Below are 18641 nucleotides of genomic sequence, written 5' to 3'. Positions count from 1 at the left end.
TATATTCGCAAATCAATCATTTAGAGCTGATTTTCGGTAATCAGCCAATCAAGGCTGATCGTGAGGGAACTTAGCCGAAGAGATTCACCGGCTTCACGATGTCCGCATAGATCAGCAGCGCACCCATCCCCATGAGCAGCGCCGCCACCACGTAGGTCACCGGCAGCAGTTTCGCGATGTCAAAGGCGCCGGGGTCGGGTCTGCCGAGCAGCTTTGCCGCCCGCCGCCGCACTGCCTCGTAGAGTGCGCCGGCCACGTGGCCGCCGTCGAGCGGCAGCAGCGGGATCAGGTTGAAGACGGCCAGGGCAAAGTTCAGCCCGGCGAGGAGTCCCACCAAGGCGGCCAGCCGCGCCTGGGCAGGGACTTCTTCCATGGCCGCCACCTCGCCCGCCACGCGGCCCACGCCCACCACACTGATGGGGCCATTGGGGTCCCGGGGTTCTTCGCTGAACGCCGCCTTGGCCACACCGGCCACCCGGGCCGGCAGATTGAGGACCACCCCCGCAACCTGTTTGATGTTCTCCCCCGCCATGGGCAGGACGGACGACGCCGGCTGGGGAACCAGGGCGGTCTGCGCACCAATGCCCAGGAAGCCGACGTCCTGGTACAGAAGGGTCCCGGCGTCGTCCTTCGCCTGGCGCCCGTCCGGACCGACGACCGGGCGTGCCGACAGAACAGGGGTGACGGTGCTGGTCACCGGCGAGCCGTCGCGCTCCACGGTGATGGACACTTCCTTGCCCGCGGAAGCGCGGATCCAGCCCGTGAGCTGGTCCCAGCTGGTCACGGTTTTTCCGTCGAAGGCCGTGATGACGTCGTTTGGCTTGAGCTGGGCCGCAGCGGCCGGAGTCGGCTTGCAGTCGGCGGAGTTCGGATCGACTGTTTCCCCCGCCTTGACCTGGCACTTGGAGACGTCGGCGATGGTGGTGGTGGGCTCGGAGATGCCGAACCCCATGAGCAGCACGGCCGTGAGCACGAGGCCGATCAGCAGGTTCATTGCCGGGCCGCCCAGCATGATGATGATCTTCTTCCAGACCGGGAGCCGGTAGAACACGCGGTTCTCGTCCCCGGGCCCCACATCTTCATGGGCCATGGAGCGGGCCTCACTGGCCAGCGTCTGGAACATGCCGGTGCTGGACGGACGCACCGAGCCGTCCTCCTTGTTGGGCGGGTACATGCCGATCATCGAGACATAGCCGCCCAGCGGCAGCGCCTTGAAGCCGTACTCGGTTTCGCCCTTTTTGGTCGACCAGAGGGTGGGGCCGAAGCCGATCATGTACTTGGTGACGCGCACCTTGAACAGCTTGGCGGGTACCAGGTGGCCCACCTCATGCAGCGCAATGGATACCGCGATGCCGACCGCCACAAAGACGACACCAAGGATAAAGAGGATAACGGGACTCATGCTTCAGATCTGCTGCTTCCTAGAGACTGCTCACTGCTAAACGTTCGTGGGTGCGCGCACGTGCCCAGTTCTCAGCATCGAGCACGGATCCGACCGTTAGCCGGGAAGAACCCGAATGTTCACCGAGGACGGCCTCGATGGTGTCCACGATGTCCGTGAACCGGATCCTGCCCGCGTGGAAAGCCGTGACGGCTTCCTCATTGGCGGCGTTGAATACAGCGGGGTAGGTGCTTCCCTGCCTTGCCGCGTCCTTGGCCAGCCGGACGGCGGGGAATGCGGAGGAGTCCAGCGGCTCGAACGTCCAGCTGGTGGCCCGGGTCCAGTCGCAGGGCGTGGCCGCGTTGGGCACCCGGTCCGGCCAGCCCAGGCCAAGGGCAATCGGCAGGCGCATGTCCGGTGGCGATGCCTGGGCGATGGTGGACCCGTCCACGAACTGCACCATGGAGTGGATCACGGACTGCGGATGGACCACCACGTCGATCCGGTCCAGGGGGATGTCGAACAGCAGGTGCGCCTCGATGACTTCAAGGCCCTTGTTCACCAGGCTGGCTGAGTTGGTGGTGACCATCAGGCCCATGTCCCAGGTGGGGTGGGCCAGCGCCTCCTCCGGTGTGACGGCGACGAGCTGTTCGCGGGTCCGGCCGCGGAAGGGTCCGCCGGAGGCGGTCAGGATGAGCCTGTCCACCTCCGCGGCGGTCCCCGAGCGCAGGCACTGGGCGATGGCGGAGTGCTCGGAGTCAACCGGCACGATCTGTCCCTCCGCGGCGGCGGCCTTGACCAGCGAGCCGCCAACGATCAGAGATTCCTTGTTGGCGAGGGCCAGGGTGGCGCCGGATTCCAGCGCAGCGAGCGTGGGCGCCAGTCCGATCGAGCCCGTGATGCCGTTGAGCACCACGTCCGCCTTCACGGCAGCGATCCGGGTGGAGGCGTCGGGGCCGGCGATGATCTCGGGCCGGTACTGCCCCAGCCCGGCCGCCCGGGCGGCGTCGTTGATCAGGTCCCGGAGGCGCCGGGGATCACCTTCGGCGATGCCGACGGCGCCGGCCCGGGTGTGCACGGCCTGCCGGGCGAGGAGTTCGAGGTTGCCGCCCCCGGCGCTCAGCGCCACAACCTCAAAAAGGTGGCGGGCGCCGTCGACGACGTCAATCGCCTGGGTGCCGATGGAACCGGTGGATCCGAGGATGACGATGGTGCGCGGCTGGCTGTCGGGACGGCTGGAGCCGGAAGTCTGCATGGCTTAAGTATCCCGCACCGCGGTGGCCGGCCGGCGCGGCGCATAGTCGGCAGGGGTCAGCCCAGGGTCAATTCCAGCATTCCCTTGGACACGGTGGAAATGGCTCCCGCATAGGCGATCAGCACCACGATCCTGCGGACGGAGCCTGGCGGCACCCGGCCGGACAGCAGGTCGCCGGCCACGATTCCCAAAAGCATGGACCCAAAGATCCCCAGCCACTGCCAGCCCTGAAGTGCCGGCAGATGGCCCCCGGAAAACAGGTATTTGGACAGCAGCGAGGACAGCCCGGTAGTGGCGAAGTAGGGCTGCAGGGTTGCACCGAAGCTTTTTTGCTCCCAGCGGGTGACGATGGCGTAGGCGGTGATTGCCGGGCCCCCGACGCCCGCCGCGGCGTTCATCAGTCCGCTCGAGACCCCCAGCGTCACCATCGGAACCGGGCCGCCCGCGCGCCAGGAGCTGCGGTCCAGCCGTTGGGACGCCAGAAGCCCCAGCACCAGGAGCACCCCGATACAGATTTCCAACGGCGCCTCGGGCACATGGCTGGCAAGCCATGCGCCCGGCACCACACCCGCCAGCGCCGAGGCGGCGAGACCAAAGTAGCGCCGCCAGGAGACGTGGCGCCACACCCTGGAAAGGATCAGCAGCGATGAGGCCGCGCCGCAAAGGTTGATGATCATCACGCCGTCGAATGGTCCCAGGAGCACCACCAGGACCGGCGAGACGAGTAGGCCGAAGCCCAATCCGGCAAGCCGTTGGGCCAGTGCTCCCGCGACGACAGCGAGGAGCACCAGTGCAAACATGGTTCGATCCTAGTGCCGGCCGCGCCGCCTTGACGCGCTTCCGGGCCGGGGTAACGTGGTGCCCGTGGACTGGGCCCCATGGTTCGATGCGCCGGACTACGAATTCGCCCGGCAGGTGCTGCAGCGCGGGGTCGCCGCACTCTATTTCGTTGCGTTCCTCTCCTCCCTCAACCAGTTTCCCGCGCTCCTCGGCGAGCGCGGCCTCCTTCCCGTTCCGGACTACCTGAAGGCTTTCAGCCGGATGCGCAGGCCCACGCTGTTCCGCTGGCGATACTCGGACCGGCTGTTGCGGGCCGTCTGTACAGTGGGGCTGGCCATCTCCGGCGTCCTGGTCCTCGGCCTCCCCCAGCTGGGCCCGCCCTGGCTGCCGCTGATCGCATTCCTGGCCTTGTGGCTGCTGTACATGTCGGTGGTCAACGTGGGCCAGACGTTCTACGGGTTCGGCTGGGAGATGCTGCTCCTGGAGGCCGGCTTCACGGTGGCGTTCCTGGGCTCGGACCAGACCGATCCGCCCAGGACCATCCTCATCCTCGTGGCCTGGCTGGTGTTCCGGCTGGAATTCGGTGCCGGCATGATCAAGATCCGCGGCGGCCGGGAGTGGCGCGACCTCACCGCCCTGTACTACCACCACGAGACGCAGCCGATGCCCGGCCCCCTCAGCCGGCAGGCGCATCTGCTGCCGAAGCCCTTCCACCGGCTGGAGGTGGTGGGGAACCACTTCGCCCAACTGGTGGTGCCGTTCTTCCTCTTCGCGCCGCAGCCGCTGGGCAGCGTGGCGGCGGGCATCATCATCTTCACCCAGCTGTGGCTGGTGGCCAGCGGCAATTTCGCCTGGCTGAACTGGATTGCGATCGTGCTGGCCTTCGCCGGGGTCAGCGATCCCGTGGCGCATGCGGTGCTGCCGGGCCTTCCGCTGGAATGGCACACTACCGGGGAGACGCCGCTGTGGTGGCTTCTCCTCACGCTGGCCGCGTCCCTGCTCCTGGTGGTCCTCAGCTACTGGCCCATACGCAATCTGTTCTCGCAGTACCAGCTGATGAACGCCAGCTTCAACCGCTGGCAGCTGGTGAACACCTACGGCGCGTTCGGCACAGTCACCAAGCAGCGCATCGAAGTGGCGGTGGAGGGCACCCTTGACGTGGAGCCGGACGAGGCGGCCGACTGGCGCGAATACGGCTTCAAGGGAAAACCGGGCGAGGTGCACCGGCTGCCCCGCCAGTGGGCGCCCTACCATCTGCGGCTGGACTGGCTTATGTGGTTCCTGCCCCTGCGCACGGTCCACGAGGAATGGTTCTACGCCTTCCTTGGCAAGCTGCTCGAAGCTGACGCGGCCATGCTGGGTCTGCTGCGCCATGACCCGTTTGACGGCGAACGCCCCCGCTGGGTGCGCGCCCGCACCTACCTGTACCGTTTCGCCACCCGGGCGGAGTTCAGGGAGACCGGGCAGCGCTGGATCCGGACACCGCTGTACGAGGCGATCCCGCCCATCTCCCTGCGGGCAGGGAGATGATGGCGTCCGGAACATAGCGGGGACGACGGCGGGCTACCGGGCTCTGTGGAACCTAGCGTGCTCTGCGGAACCTAGCGTGCTCTGCGGAACCTACCGGGCCTGTGGAACCTACCGGGCTCTGCGGAGCACCGACTCCGCGTGCCGGAGGATGGGGCCGTCGATCATCCGGCCCTGGTACTGGAACACTCCGGCACCGGCTTCCTTTGCGGCCTCCAGCAGGTGCGTGGCAGCGGCCACGTCCTCGCCCGAGGGTGCGTAGGCGGCCCGGACGGCGGCCACCTGGCTGGGGTGGATGCAGGCCTTGGAGCCGAATCCGGAGGCAGCGGCATCCCGGGCCTCCGCGGCCAGCCCGTCAAGGTCGGGGATGCTCACGTAGACCGCGTCAACGGCCTGCTTGCCGGCTGCGCCCGCTGCCAGGAGCACAGCGGAACGGGCGTGCAGGGCAACGGCGCGGTAGCCGCCGTCGTCGTTCCTGCTGGAGGTGCCGCCGAGGGAGGCGAGCAGGTCCTCCGCGCCCCACATCATGGCCACCACGTTGGGTTCGGCCGCGATAGCGGGTGCGTGGACCACGCCCGCGGCCGTTTCGCACAGGGCAATCACGTGGAAGTCCGGCAGGGCCCGGAGCTGGCTCGCGCTCTCTGCCTTGGCGAGCATGACGGTGCGGTAAGGCGTGTGCGCCAGGCAGTGGAGGTCCTTCTCGAAGTCCTCGGTGCCGGCCGGGTTGATCCTGATGATGGTCCGGCTGGGGTCGAGCTCCGGCCCGTCGCCGGAGCCCCCGAGCTGGGCGAGGATGGCGCCCCGTGCCCGCTGCTTGTCCGGCGCCGCCACGGCATCCTCAAGATCCAGGATGACGGCGTCGGAGCGCTCGGCGGCCTTTTGGAAGCGTTCGGGGCGGTCGGCAGGGCAGAAGAGCAGGGCAGGACCCATCACAAAAGTCATACTGTCATTGTCCGATTATTTGCCCCGCTGCGCCTCTATATGCGCCTCGCGCGTCCACATCAGGCAGCTGCGCGTGGCAGATGCCACCACCGTCCCGTCCTGGTTGCGGCCGGTGTGCTGCATGGTGACGACGCCCTGCCCCGGCCGTGACCCGGACAGCCGTTTGTTGGTGATGACGGTCTCGGTGTACAGCGTGTCACCGTGGTAGAGCGGGTGCGGGAAGGAGACGTCCGTCAGCCCGAGCTGCGCAATGATGGTGCCCTGGGTCAGCTGGCCTACGGACTGCCCCACCACCGTGGCCAGCGTGAACATGGAGTTCACCAGCCGCTGGCCGAAGGGCTGGCCCGCGCTCCAGGCCGCGTCCAGGTGCAGCCCCTGCGTGTTCATGGTCATGGTGGTGAACAGCACGTTGTCCGCCTCCGTGACGGTCCGGCCGGGGCGGTGAGCGTAAACGACGCCCTCCTCGAGTTCCTCGAAGTAGAGTCCGCGCTGCTCGACGACCCGGGCACCGCCGGTGGTGGAACCTGCCGAAGCCGCGCTCATACGGTGAGTTCCTGGTCTTCCTCGAACAGCTCCGCACCGGTGGCCGCGGCAACATCTTCCTCGGACACGTTGGGGGCGAGTTCGCGCAGGACCAGGCCGTCCGGAGTCACGTCGAGGACGCAAAGATCCGTGATGATGCGGTCCACGCAGGCCTTGCCCGTCAAAGGCAGCGAGCAGCGGTCCACGATCTTCGGTTTCCCGCTGCGGTCCACGTGCTCCATCATCACGATCACTTTCTTGGCTCCGAAGACCAGGTCCATGGCGCCGCCCATCCCCTTGACCATTTTTCCGGGGATCATCCAGTTGGCGAGGTCCCCGTTGGCGGCCACCTCCATGGCACCGAGCACGGCCACATCCACATGCCCGCCGCGGATCATGCCGAAGGACTGCGCGGAGTCGAAGAACGCGGCGCCCTTGTTGACGGTGACGGTTTCCTTGCCGGCATTGATGAGGTCCGGATCCACCTCGTCCTCGCCGGGGTAGGGGCCGACGCCGAGGATGCCGTTCTCGGAGTGCAGGACCACTTCAACGCCGGCCGGGATGTAGTTGGGGATCAGGGTGGGCATGCCGATGCCGAGGTTCACGTACTGGCCGTTGCTCAGCTCCTGGGCCACGCGGGCGGCGAGCTCATTGCGGGTCCAGCCCTTGCCCTCGGGGTGCGAGGAGGCGGCCCGGCGGTACTCGTGACGGACGGCCTCGGGACGGGGCGGCATTCCCATCGCGGTGTTCGGGTCCATGGCTACGCTCCTGCCTGTTCGGGGGTGCCGGCGGTTCCTGCCGCGGCGGTGCTTCCTGCCGTTCCGGTGCTCCCGGACTGGGTTGCAGACGCCGCGGACAGTGCGACCGTCCGCTTCTCAATGCGCTTCTCGGATTCCGGCACCACCACCACCCGCTGGACGAAGATGCCCGGCAGGTGGACGTGTTCGGGATCCAGCTCGCCCGGCTCCACGAGCTCCTCCACCTCCGCGATGGTGATCCGTCCCGCCATGGCGCAAAGGGGGTTGAAGTTCATGGCCGTGGCGTGGAAGACCAGATTCCCGTGGCGGTCGCCCTTCCAGGCATGGACCAGGCCGTAGTCGGGGGTGAGCGACTCCTCCAGGACGTAGTCGACGCCGTCGAAGCTGCGCACTTCCTTCGCCGGGGACGCGACGGCGATGCCGCCGTCGGCGTCGTATTTCTGCGGCAGGCCGCCGTCGGACACCTGGGTCCCCACGCCCGCCTTGGTGTAAAAAGCGGGGATGCCGGCACCGCCGGCGCGCAGCTTCTCGGCCAGGGTGCCCTGCGGGGTCAGGACCACCTCCAGTTCGCCGGCGAGGTACTGCCGGGCGAACTCCTTGTTCTCCCCCACGTACGAGCTGACAGTCCGGCGGATTCTGCCGTCCCGGAGAAGGATTCCCAGGCCCCAGTCGTCCACGCCGCAGTTGTTGCTGACTGTCTCCAGGTTCGTGGTGCCGCGGCGGTGGAGGGCGTCTATCAGCGCCACCGGGATTCCGCACAGGCCAAAACCCCCGACGGCGAGCGATGCGCCGTCGGCTATGTCGGCGACCGCTTCGTCAGCGCTGGCAACAACCTTGTCAATCATCGTTGATCCTCTCGGCGTCTCCACGGACTTTCGACAGACACGGCCCCCGGGCCTGTTACAGCCCCAGTTCCCGGGCGATCAGCATCAGCTGGACCTCCGTGGTGCCCTCCCCGACCTCCAGGATCTTGGAGTCCCGGTAGTGGCGCGCCACGGTGAACTCGTTGATGAAGCCATAGCCGCCGAATACCTGGGTGGCATCCCGCGCATTGTCCATGGCCGCCTCGCCTGCGACCATCTTAGCTATGGCCGCCTGGGTCTTGAACGGCTTGCCGGCGAGCATCCGGGCGGCCGCATCGTAGTACGCAAGACGGGCCGTATGGGCGCGCGCCTGCATGCGGGCGATCTTGAACGCAATGGCCTGGTGCTTGCCGATATTGGTCCCGAAGGCGCTGCGGTCCTTGGCGTAGCGGACCGAAAGATCCACGCATCCCTGCGCAGCGCCGGTGGCCAGTGCGGCGATGGCGATCCTGCCCTCATCCAGGATTGACAGGAAGTTGGCGTAGCCCCGCCCCCGCTCCCCCAGCAGGTTCGCCTCGGGAACAGTAACGTCCCGCAGCGTCAGGGGGTGCGTGTCCGAGGCGTTCCAGCCCACCTTGTTGTACGCCTTCTCGGCCTTGAAGCCGGGCGTGTCGGTGGGCACCAGGATGGTGGAGATCTCCTTCCTGATGCTGCCGTCCTTGCGCTCCTGCTGCCCCGTGACGGCGGTGACGGTCACCAGCTTGCTGATGTCAGTTCCCGAGTTGGTGATGAATTCCTTGTTGCCGTTGATGACCCAGTTCTTGGCGTCTCCGCCGCCTTCCAGCCGGGCCGTGGTCTTCGTGCCGCCGGCGTCGGAGCCGGCCTCCGGCTCGGTCAGGCCGAAGCCGGCGAGTGCCTTTCCGGACGCGAGCAGCGGCAGCCATTCTTGCTTCTGGGCCTCGGTGCCGAAGCGGTAGACGGGCATGGCGCCAAGGGAAACCCCTGCCTCCAGCGTGATGGCCACGGACTGGTCCACGCGCCCCAGCTGTTCCAGCGCGAGGGCCAGCGCGAAGTAGTCACCGCCCATGCCGCCATATCCCTCCGGGAACGGCAGGCCGAACAGCCCCATGTCCGCCATCTGCGAGACCACTTGGTAGGGGAAGCTGTGTTCCTCGTCGTGCTTGGCGGAGACGGGGGCAACCACTTCGTCGGCGAATTCGCGGACGGTCTTGCTGAGGTCCTGGTATTCCTCGCTGAGGTCAAAATCGGCCATGGCTAGGCCTCCTTACGTTCATCTGTTGGATCCTGGGGTGCGGTGCCGGCCGCGTCGGGGTCTTGCCCCGCGGGCTGTTCCGCGTGAATGGTGGCTACGACCTGGTCAGCCTTAACCAGGTCGCCCGTGCTCACACTGATGTGGACCGTGCCGGAGACTTCGGCCACGAGCTGGTGCTCCATCTTCATGGCCTCTACGGACAGCAGCACCTGTCCTGCCGTCACTTGCTCGCCGTCCCTCACCGGCACTGCGACGACGGTCCCGGGCATGGGTGACCGGACCTCCGGATCCGCGGCGCCCTCTTCGCGTTCGACGGCGGCCAGCACCCGCTCCAGGCGGGACTCGCGGGTGAGCACCTCGAGGCGGCAGGACCAGCCCTCCTTGCCGAGGAAGAGCTCCGACAGGACGCGGGGGTCGGTCTCGATCCAGCTTTGGGCGGGAGGACCCGTGTGGACGGCTGCAAGTCCATAGCTGCTGGCTTCGCCATTAAGGGTGAGCACCGGACGTTGGCGACCCGTGTACTCCAGGAGGGCCGGGAGCTGCGGCCCTCCGTTCACGCTAACGGCGACACCGTCCCCCGTGACGGGGCCCCACACGTCCACGGTGGCGACTGCGCCGTCGGAGGTTCCCAGGCTGATCCGGCGCGGCGCCGCGGCACCGAGTCGCCAGCCGTCGCGGCGCTGCCACGGGCCGGCCGCCGGCTCATGCTGGTGCTGTTCCTCCGTCTTGGCCAGGGCGTACAAGGCGGCGGTGACAAGTTCGGCATCGCCCGGCCGGCGAAACGTGAACTGCGGCATCTTGCGCTCGATCAGGCCGGTGTCGAGGCGGCCGGCGCGGACGTCGGCGTCGTTGATCAGTAACCGCAGGTATTCGACGTTGGTGCCGATGCCCAGCACGGTGTACCCGGCGAGCGCCTTGTCCAGGGTGTCAAAGGCTGCGGCGCGGTCCTCACCCCACGCGATGACCTTCGAGATCATCGGGTCATAGCTGGAGGAGATCTCCAGGCCGTCCAGCAACGCCGAGTCCACCCGGACGCGCCCCCGGGATGTTTCGGCTTCGACGCGGACAGGAGCGCCGGGGCGCTGGGCGGGGCCGGGGATCTCGTCCAGCAGGAGCACTGTTCCGGTCGAGGGCAGGAAGTTCTTCTCCGGGACCTCGGCGTAGACACGCGCTTCCACGGAGTGGCCGGTCAGCACGACGTCGTCCTGCTGCACCGTCAGTTCCTCACCGGCGGCGATGCGCACCTGCCATTCGACAAGGTCGGTGCCCGTGACCATTTCCGTCACCGGATGTTCCACCTGGAGCCGGGTGTTCATCTCCATGAAGAAGAACTCGTCCGGGGAGTCGTCCGAAACGAGGAACTCCACGGTGCCGGCGCCGGCATAGTGGACACTGCGGGCGGCCTGGCACGCAGCCTCGCCAATCTTCGCGCGGACTGCCTCGCCGTCGGACAGAGATTCCAGCAGTGGTGACGGCGCTTCCTCGATGACCTTCTGGTGCCGCCGCTGCAGGGAGCATTCGCGCTCCCCCAGGTGGATGACGTTGCCGTGGGTATCGGCCAGGACCTGCACCTCGATGTGCCGCGGTGAGGTCACCAGGCGTTCCAGGAACAGGGTGTCGTCTCCAAACGCGCTGGCAGCCACACGCCGTGCTGTGGCCAGGGCGGCCGGCAGGTCCTCCCGGCGCTCCACCGCATGCATTCCCTTGCCGCCGCCGCCCGCCGAGGGCTTGATCAGGAGTGGGAAGCCCACGGCCGGGGCGGCGGTGATGAGTTCCGCATCCGTCATGCCGGGCTCGGCGATGCCCGGGACCACCGGAACGCCATATCCGGACACGTGGTTCTTCGAGCGGATCTTGTCGCCCATGACCTCCAGTGCCTCGGCCCCGGGTCCAATGAAGGCGATGCCGGCCGCATTCAGCGCCCTGGCAAAGTCTGCGTTCTCACTCAGGAATCCATAGCCTGGGTGCACCGCCTGGGCACCGGTCTCCTGACAGGCTCTGATGATCGCGTCGATGCTGAGGTAGCTTTGGGCGGCCGCGGCGGGGCCGATCCGGACGGCGGCGTCGGCATCGCGCACGTGGCGGGCACCGGCGTCGGCATCGCTGTAGACCGCAACGGAACGGATGCCCATGGCACGCAGTGTCCTGATCACCCGGCAGGCAATCTCGCCGCGGTTGGCCACCAGGACGGTGCGGAACATGGTTTCGGTAGTCATTACTGGCTCACATTCGGAAGAGGCCAAAGGAGGTCTCCGGCAGCGGGACGCGCGAGACGACGTCGAGGGCGAGGCCCAGCACGGTGCGGGTGTCCGCGGGGTCGATCACGCCGTCGTCCCACAGGCGCGCCGTGGAGTAGTAGGGGCTGCCCTGGTCCTCGTATTGCTGCCGGATGGGGGCTTTGAACGCCTCTTCATCCGCTGCGGACCACTCTTGCCCTGCTGCCTCGTACTGGTCACGCTTGACGGTGGCCAGGACGCTGGAGGCTTGGTTGCCGCCCATGACGGAGATGCGGCTGGCGGGCCACATCCACAGGAAGCGGGGGGAATAGGCCCGGCCGCACATCGAGTAGTTGCCGGCGCCGAAGGACCCGCCGATCACCACTGTCAGCTTGGGCACGCGCGTGGTGGCCACGGCGGTGACCATTTTGGCGCCGTTCTTGGCAATGCCGCCCTGCTCGTAGTCCTTGCCCACCATGAAGCCGGAGATGTTCTGCAGGAAGAGCAGCGGAATGCCGCGCTGGTCGCACAGCTCGATGAAGTGGGCGCCCTTGAGTGCCGACTCGCTGAACAGCACGCCGTTGTTGGCAACGATGCCCACAGGGTGTCCGTGGACCCTGGCGAATCCCGTCACCAGGGTGGGGCCGTAGTTCTTCTTGAACTCATGGAAGCGGCTGCCGTCCACCAGCCGGGCGATGACCTCGCGGACGTCGTACTGCGCGTTGACGTCCGTGGGGACGGCGCCGTAGAGCTGGCCGGACCCGGCCGCGGGTTCGACGGCGGGTTCCACGTCCCAGGCCGGCGCGGTGGGCCGGGGCAGCGTGGCGACGATGTCGCGGACGATCTGCAGGGCGTGCTCGTCGTTTTCGGCGAGGTGGTCCGTGACGCCGGAGATCCGGGAGTGCACGTCGCCGCCGCCAAGCTCCTCCGCGCTGACGATTTCGCCGATGGCTGCCTTCACGAGGGGTGGGCCGCCGAGGAAGATGGTGCCCTGGTTGCGGACGATGACCGTTTCATCGCTCATCGCGGGAACGTAGGCGCCGCCTGCGGTGCAGGAGCCCATGACGGAGGCGATCTGGGGAATCCCGGCAGCGGACATTCGGGCCTGGTTGTAGAAGATCCGGCCGAAATGGTCCCGGTCCGGAAAGACCTCGTCCTGCTTGGGGAGGAAGGCTCCGCCCGAATCCACGAGGTAGATGCACGGGAGCCGGTTCTCGAGCGCGATCTCCTGGGCCCTGAGGTGCTTCTTCACCGTCATGGGATAGTAGGTGCCGCCCTTGACGGTGGCATCGTTGGAGATCACCAGCACGTGGCGGCCGTGCACCAGGCCGATGCCTGCGATGATGCCGGCGCCGGGCGAATCGTCGTTGTACATGCCGTTCGCCGCCAGCGGGGCGATCTCGAGGAAGGGACTGCCGTCGTCGAGAAGCCTGTCGATCCGTTCCCGGGGAAGCAGCTTGCCCCGCGCCATGTGCCGTTCACGCGACTTCTCCGGCCCGCCCAGCGCCGCCGTGGCAAGACGTTTCCGCAGCTCATCGGCGAGCGCGCGCTGCGCAAGGCTGTTGGCCTCGAATGCGCTGCCGGCGGCATCCAGCCGGCTGGCGAGTGTCTCCATTGACCGCTTCCATTCCCGGGCACGTCCGGCGGCAGTCCTGCCGCATTTCGGTTAGTGCCTCGTAACTGAGATCAGGTTAGTCTCAAGTAACTGTGATGTCCAACACAGGTTGTTGGTAGAGTTCTTTGGGTTCCGAGGAGGAAATGTGCCCACCACAGATCGAGAGCTCACCGCTCCCGGCCAGGCCGCAGCCGGCCGCGAGACAACCGGTCCGACGCAGCGCAGCCGGGCGAAGGAATCCCGCCGGCAGGCGCTCCTGTCCGCCGCGGCCACGCTCTTCGCCGTCAACGGGTTCAACCGGGTCTCCCTCGAGGACCTCGGCGCCGCGGCAGGCGTGAGCGGACCCGCCGTGTACCGCCACTTCCCCGGAAAGCAGGCAGTGCTGGGTGCGCTGCTGCTCACCGTCAGCCAGGACCTGCTCGACGGCGGCCGCCACGTAGTTGCCGACGCCGCCGAGCCCTCCGCCGCCCTCAACCGGCTGGTGCAGTTCCACGTGGACTTTGCCCTCAGCAACCCCGACGTGATCCGGGTGCAGGACCGGGATTTCAGCAACCTGACCAGCGAGGACCAGGCACAGGTACGTGCCCTGCAGCGCAGCTACGTGGAAGTGTGGGTGGACGTGCTCGCCGGCATCCATGGCGCAACAGACACGGCCGACCTCCGTATGCGCGCCCACGCGACATTCGGCCTGATCAACTCCACCCCGCACTCCGTCCGCAACCACGGCAGCCGGATGGCCCTCAAGTCGGCGCGTCCGCTTCTGGAGAGCATGGCGCTGGCGGCCCTGCTGGTGACGGACAACCCGCTCTCCGACTGACTGCGCTGCACAGCTGACTGCTTCACGGCTGACTGCGCTCCCCGGCTGACCGCTCCACGACTGACCCCCGCTGCCGGGCCACACCGCGCCAGGTCCCGCGCCAAAACCGGGGCACTTCGACACGGACACGCCGGGCCTTGGGCGCTGAAACGGCAATTGCGGCCTCAAAGTGCCCCCGTTTGGTTGCAGGCTGCTTGGTTCCCGGCTGTTTGGTTCCCGGCTGTTTGGTTCCCGGTTGCCTGCCGCTCGAGCGCGAGCGGCAGGCAACCTGGAATCGCGGGCTAGGCCATCGCGAAGGCCATGCCGGGATCCGCGAGGAGGGCGCCCACGTCGGCCAGGAACCTGGATCCCTGCTCGCCATCCACCAGCCGGTGGTCGAAGGAGAGGCTCAGCGTCATGACCTGCCTCAACGCGACCTGGTCCTGGTACTCCCACGGGGTTTTCCGGACGGCGCCCATGGCGAGGATCGCAGCCTCCCCCGGGTTGAGGATGGGCGTGCCGGCGTCGATGCCGAAGACACCGATGTTGGTGATGGAGATGGTGCCGCCCGAGAGGTCCGCCGGGCTGGTCTTGCCGGCCCTGGCCGTGTCCGTCAGTCCTGCGAGCGCGGTGGACAAGTCGACCAGCGCCAGCCGGTCCGCATCCTTGATGTTGGGAACGGTGAGACCGCGCGGGGTTGCGGCCGCGATGCCCAGGTTCACGTAATTGAACTGCACGATCTCCTGGTTGGCCTCATCCCATCTGGCGTTCAGGCCAGGATTGCGCCGCAGGGCAATCAGGACAGCCTTGGCCGCGAGGGTCAGCGGTGTGAGCTTGTGACCGGCAAAGGCCTTGCTTTCCTTAAGCCTGGCCAGCAGCTCCATGGAAGGAGTGACGTCGACAGTGAGAAACTCCGTCACATGGGGTGCGGTAAACGCGCTGCTGACCATGGCGGCTGCCGTGAACTTGCGGACACCCTTGATCGGCGTGCGCACCTCACGCTCGCCCTGTGCCGGCGCGGGCTGCAGGTCCTGTGCTGCCAGCTCGTGGGCGGCCGCGGGAAGATCCCCGCCGCCCACGAAATTGCGCACATCGTCACGGGTAATGAGACCGCTGGGGCCGGTCCCCGTGACGCTCTCCAGATCGACTCCGAGGTCCTTGGCCAGCTTCCGGACGGGCGGCGTGGAACGGGGCCGCTCGGCGGGAGCGGTGTCGGCAGGAGGCTTGGTTTCGACAGGCTCAACGAGCGGGGCGGGCTTGGTTTCGACAGGCTCAGCCGGCCGGGCGGGCTCGACCAGCCTTCGCTGCCGCCGGACGGGACGGCCGGTGCTTTCGACGACGGCGCCGTACCCGACGAGGTTGGGTTCCCTCTTGGGGAGCGCTGCCTCAGCCGGAGCGGCAGCGGCGGTCTGGTTACCGGCGTCGTCCTTTACCTCGAACGAAACAATCGGTTTGCCCACCTCCACCACGGTTCCCGGCTGTTCATGCAGGGCCGTAATTACGCCCGCGAACGGTGAGGGCAGCTCCACCACTGCTTTGGCAGTCTCCACCTCGGCAATAATCTGGTTGAGGCTGACGGTGTCCCCGACCCCGACTTTCCAGCTGACGATTTCGGATTCGGTCAGCCCTTCGCCGAGATCGGGCAGCCGGAATTCCTTGATCATGGTGGCGGTCATCCTTCCAGCCCGCTCAGCGAATTCGGCCGGCCCAGCGCCCGGTCCACGCCGTCGAGGATCCGGTCCAGATTCGGAAGATGGTGCATCTCCACCTTCGAATAGGGGTACGGCACGTCGAACCCGGTGACGCGGACGGGTGCCGCCTCCAGGTGGTAGAAGCAGCGCTCGGTAATGCTGGCCGCAACCTCTGCGCCGAGCCCGCCCGACTGCCCGGCCTCGTGGGTGATCACCAGCCGTCCCGTCTTGCGGACCGAGGCCTCCACCGTGGCGAAATCCACCGGAGCCAGCGACCGCAGGTCGATGACCTCAACCGAGACGCCTTCGTCCGCGGCCGCTGTCGCAGCATCACGGGCCGTCTTCACCAGCGGCCCGTAGGCCACGAGTGTGACGTCGCTCCCGTCCGTGACAACCCGGGCCTGCCCCATCGGCGGGGCTGATCTGGGATCGAGCGACTCGTCCACTTCGCCTTTGTCGTGGTAACGGCGCTTGGGCTCGAAGAACACCACGGGGTCATCGCTGGAAATGGCCTGCTGGATCATGGTGTGGGCGTCCTGCGGACTGGCCGGGGTGACCACCCGCAGGCCCGCCGTGTGGGCGAAGTAGGCCTCCGGCGACTCGGAGTGGTGCTCCGGCGACCCGATGCCGCCGCCGAACGGGATGCGGATGGTGATGGGCATTTTCACGGCGCCGCGGCTGCGGTAATGCATCTTGGCCACCTGCGACACGATCTGGTCGAAGGCGGGGTAGACAAAACCGTCGAACTGGATCTCCACCACCGGCCGGTATCCGCGGTAGGCCAGGCCAACAGCGGTGCCCACAATGCCGGACTCCGCCAGGGGCGTGTCCACCACGCGGTGCTTGCCGAAGTCCTTCTGCAATCCGTCCGTCACACGGAAGACGCCGCCCAGGGTGCCGATGTCCTCGCCCATGAGGAGCACCTTGGGATCGTTGTCGAGGGATCTGCGGAGGCCTGAGTTTATTGCCCGCGCAAAGGTCATCTGCGTCATCAGCGTGCACCTTCTTCTTGTGTTGCCCCTTCGGGATCGCCGAAGGAGGCAAGGTAACGGGAGTAGTGGTCCTGCTGGCGGTCCAGCCAGGAGTTGGGGGTGCTGTACACGTGCTTGAAGACGTCCAGGGGTTCGGGATCCGGCATGCCGACGCACCCGGCACGCAGCTCGCGGGCGACGGTGTCTGCCTTGGTCCGCACGCCGGCTTCGAACTCCTCGGTGAACAGGCCCTTCCGGTCAAGCAGTGCATGGACCCGTCCGATCGGATCCTTGGCCGCCCAGTCCTCGAGTTCGTTGGGGTCACGGTACCGGGTGGGGTCATCCGCCGTCGTATGCGGGCCCATCCTGTAGGTGACGGCCTCGATGAAGGTGGGTCCGCCGCCCCGGCGGGCCCGGTCGAGGGCGACCCGGGTGGCAGCCATGACCGCCAGGACATCGTTGCCGTCGACCCGCATGCTGGGGATGCCGAATCCGGCCCCGCGGTCCACCAGCTGCGTGTGGGATTGGAGGCGCACCGGTTCCGAAATGGCCCAGTGATTGTTTTGGCAGAAGAACACCAGGGGCACCTGGAAGCTGGCGGCAAAGACCATGGCCTCGTTCACGTCGCCCTCACTGGTGGCGCCGTCGCCGAAGTACACAATCGCCGCGGAGTCGGCACCGTCGTTCTGGATCCCCATGGCGTACCCGGTGGCATGCAGCGTCTGTGCGCCGATCACGATCTGCGGGATGGCCATGTTGACCGTGTACGGATCCCAGCCGCCGGAGGCAGCGCCGCGCCAGACGCGAAGGATGTCCGCGAGGTCCACGCCGCGGCAGTAGGCCACGCCGTTCTCGCGGTAGCTGGGGAAAATAAAGTCGTCATCCCGCAGGGACCGCACCGATCCCACCTGCGAGGCCTCCTGGCCCAGCAGCGGCGGCCAGAGGCCCAGTTCGCCCTGGCGCTGCAGCGCTGTTGCCTCTTTGTCGATCCGCCGGATCACCACCAGGTCCTCGTAAAGCGAGCACAGCTGCTCGTCTGATACGTCCTTCACCCAGGGGTCATACTCCGGATGGCTGACACGCTCCCCCGCGGGGGTGATCAGCTGGACCATGTTGTGGCCTGCGCCACCCTGGTGCCCTGCATTGTTGTCCTGGCCGGCGGCTGTTCCGCCCTGGGCCGCATCGTCTGTCACCACTGTTGCCGCAACCTTCTGACGTCGTTAACCATCCCGCGGCAGGACTCGTGATACCGCCGCATTCCGGCCTCCCGGGCGCCTTTGCCCCGGTTAATTGTGACCATACTCACAATGCTCAAGTGGTACAACCACCATGCCTAAAACTGAGCACAATGCACTGTTTGGCGGCCTCAGACCGTGCTAGCCTTGCGCATTATGCAAGCTTTGGATGGCACAGACACACGGTTGCTCTCCGCCTTGGCACAGGACCCCCGCCGCACTGTGGTGGCCCTGGCCCAGAAGCTCGGCCTCTCCCGCAACACCGTCCAGGCGCGGATGGCCCAACTCGAGAAGAAGCACGCTTTCCTGTCGTTCGAGCGGCGCATCAATCCGGTGTCCCTGGGGTATCCGCTGATGGCCTTCATCTCGGTCCATGTCCAGCAGCAAAAGCTCGGCTCGCTCGCCGAGGAGCTGGCCGCCGTGCCGGAGATCCTCGAGGGCTACGGACTGACGGGTTCGGCCGACCTGCTGCTGCGAGTGGTGGCACTGGACGCCGAAGACCTCTTCCGGATCAACGGGAAGATCCTGGCTTGCGACGGCGTCGAAAGGACCGACACCGCCCTGGCGATGGGCGAACTGATACCTTTCCGGATCCAGCCATTGCTTGAGCGCAACTCATCTGAAGACTAGGTGCACCTGGCCGTCTGTAACGACGCAAAATCATCACGGTTCCTGGCGTTTCGATGCAAAAGCGCGGGCGCTATAGGCTATTCCACAAGAGTGACCGGGCGCCGGCTGTGCCCCGTTAGTTGGAGCGCCGCTGGTGCGGTGCCGGAAAGGCCCACCGTTGAGCAATCCCCCGCTCCCCCCGCAGCAGCCTGGCCCCTACCAGCCCGGCCGACAGCAACCCGGCGCGCAGCAGCCCGGCCCCTACCA

The 18641-nt window shown here is 67.1% G+C and carries 16 protein-coding genes; 3 read left to right on the top strand and 13 right to left on the bottom strand.

Going from position 1 to position 18641, the window contains the following annotated elements; genetic code table 11:
- Nucleotides 1-70: 70 nt before the first annotated feature.
- Genes G9E11_RS14805 through G9E11_RS14795 form a run of 3 tightly spaced genes read right to left on the bottom strand, consistent with a single transcriptional unit; the run spans nt 71 to nt 3436 of the window.
- Entirely contained in the window at nt 71-1402 is a 1332-nt protein-coding gene (locus tag G9E11_RS14805; RefSeq protein WP_190606953.1) for a M50 family metallopeptidase, read from the bottom strand.
- A gap of 19 nt (nt 1403-1421) precedes the next feature.
- Nucleotides 1422-2636: a 1-deoxy-D-xylulose-5-phosphate reductoisomerase gene (dxr, locus tag G9E11_RS14800; protein WP_190606951.1), complete on the bottom strand. Its 1215-nt coding sequence runs from the start codon at nt 2634-2636 to the stop codon at nt 1422-1424.
- A gap of 56 nt (nt 2637-2692) precedes the next feature.
- Entirely contained in the window at nt 2693-3436 is a 744-nt protein-coding gene (locus G9E11_RS14795; RefSeq protein ID WP_190606949.1) for a sulfite exporter TauE/SafE family protein, read from the bottom strand.
- A gap of 64 nt (nt 3437-3500) precedes the next feature.
- On the opposite strand from G9E11_RS14795, the gene G9E11_RS14790 reads away from it, so the two are divergent.
- A complete protein-coding gene (locus G9E11_RS14790) occupies nt 3501-4946 on the top strand; it encodes a lipase maturation factor family protein (RefSeq protein ID WP_190606947.1) in 1446 nt (481 codons plus the stop codon).
- A gap of 108 nt (nt 4947-5054) precedes the next feature.
- On the opposite strand, the gene G9E11_RS14785 is transcribed toward G9E11_RS14790, so the two are convergent.
- From G9E11_RS14785 to G9E11_RS14755, 7 genes are read right to left on the bottom strand one after another with little or no spacing between them, the layout of a single operon-like run.
- Nucleotides 5055-5885 carry an HpcH/HpaI aldolase/citrate lyase family protein gene (locus tag G9E11_RS14785; RefSeq protein WP_190606945.1) on the bottom strand — a complete coding sequence of 277 codons (831 nt, stop codon included), beginning with the start codon at nt 5883-5885 and terminating at the stop codon, nt 5055-5057.
- Nucleotides 5886-5900: 15 nt separating this feature from the next.
- Entirely contained in the window at nt 5901-6428 is a 528-nt protein-coding gene (locus G9E11_RS14780; protein ID WP_190606943.1) for a MaoC family dehydratase, read from the bottom strand.
- On the bottom strand, nt 6425-7165 hold the full coding sequence (locus G9E11_RS14775; protein WP_190606941.1) for a CoA transferase subunit B: 741 nt from the start codon (nt 7163-7165) through the stop codon (nt 6425-6427). The genes G9E11_RS14780 and G9E11_RS14775 overlap by 4 nt, the downstream gene beginning before the upstream one ends.
- 2 nt (nt 7166-7167) lie before the next feature.
- Nucleotides 7168-8010 carry a CoA transferase subunit A gene (locus tag G9E11_RS14770; protein ID WP_190606939.1) on the bottom strand — a complete coding sequence of 281 codons (843 nt, stop codon included), beginning with the start codon at nt 8008-8010 and terminating at the stop codon, nt 7168-7170.
- 55 nt (nt 8011-8065) lie between these two features.
- Nucleotides 8066-9241 (bottom strand): acyl-CoA dehydrogenase family protein, encoded by a 1176-nt coding sequence (locus tag G9E11_RS14765; protein ID WP_190606936.1) that lies wholly within the window; start codon nt 9239-9241, stop codon nt 8066-8068.
- Nucleotides 9242-9243: 2 nt separating this feature from the next.
- Nucleotides 9244-11457 (bottom strand): acetyl/propionyl/methylcrotonyl-CoA carboxylase subunit alpha, encoded by a 2214-nt coding sequence (locus tag G9E11_RS14760; protein ID WP_190606934.1) that lies wholly within the window; start codon nt 11455-11457, stop codon nt 9244-9246.
- 7 nt (nt 11458-11464) lie between these two features.
- A complete protein-coding gene (locus tag G9E11_RS14755; protein WP_190606933.1) occupies nt 11465-13072 on the bottom strand; it encodes a carboxyl transferase domain-containing protein in 1608 nt (535 codons plus the stop codon).
- 145 nt (nt 13073-13217) lie between these two features.
- Between G9E11_RS14755 and G9E11_RS14750 the strand changes: the two genes are divergently transcribed.
- Nucleotides 13218-13889 carry an SACE_7040 family transcriptional regulator gene (locus G9E11_RS14750; RefSeq protein ID WP_311764375.1) on the top strand — a complete coding sequence of 224 codons (672 nt, stop codon included), beginning with the start codon at nt 13218-13220 and terminating at the stop codon, nt 13887-13889.
- Between the two features lie 281 nt (nt 13890-14170).
- On the opposite strand, the gene G9E11_RS14745 is transcribed toward G9E11_RS14750, so the two are convergent.
- Genes G9E11_RS14745 through pdhA form a run of 3 tightly spaced genes read right to left on the bottom strand, consistent with a single transcriptional unit; the run spans nt 14171 to nt 17726 of the window.
- The gene (locus G9E11_RS14745) at nt 14171-15544 is read right to left on the bottom strand and encodes a dihydrolipoamide acetyltransferase family protein (protein WP_190606931.1); all 1374 of its coding nucleotides are present in this window, start codon (nt 15542-15544) and stop codon (nt 14171-14173) included.
- Nucleotides 15541-16551, bottom strand: a complete 1011-nt coding sequence (locus tag G9E11_RS14740; protein WP_190606930.1) for an alpha-ketoacid dehydrogenase subunit beta — start codon at nt 16549-16551, stop codon at nt 15541-15543. Before G9E11_RS14740 ends, G9E11_RS14745 begins: the two co-directional genes overlap by 4 nt.
- Nucleotides 16551-17726: a pyruvate dehydrogenase (acetyl-transferring) E1 component subunit alpha gene (pdhA, locus tag G9E11_RS14735; RefSeq protein ID WP_190606928.1), complete on the bottom strand. Its 1176-nt coding sequence runs from the start codon at nt 17724-17726 to the stop codon at nt 16551-16553. The genes G9E11_RS14740 and pdhA overlap by 1 nt, the downstream gene beginning before the upstream one ends.
- Before the next feature lie 195 nt (nt 17727-17921).
- Here pdhA and G9E11_RS14730 point away from each other — a divergent pair, with 195 nt between their 5' ends.
- Complete coding sequence (locus G9E11_RS14730) at nt 17922-18395, top strand: Lrp/AsnC family transcriptional regulator (protein ID WP_111902056.1); 474 nt, start codon at nt 17922-17924, stop codon at nt 18393-18395.
- Nucleotides 18396-18641: the final 246 nt, after the last annotated feature.

It is taken from the genome of Arthrobacter ipis (assembly GCF_014694315.1).
Lineage (GTDB): Bacteria > Actinomycetota > Actinomycetes > Actinomycetales > Micrococcaceae > Arthrobacter > Arthrobacter ipis.
This window is presented reverse-complemented; position numbering and strand designations above follow the sequence as displayed.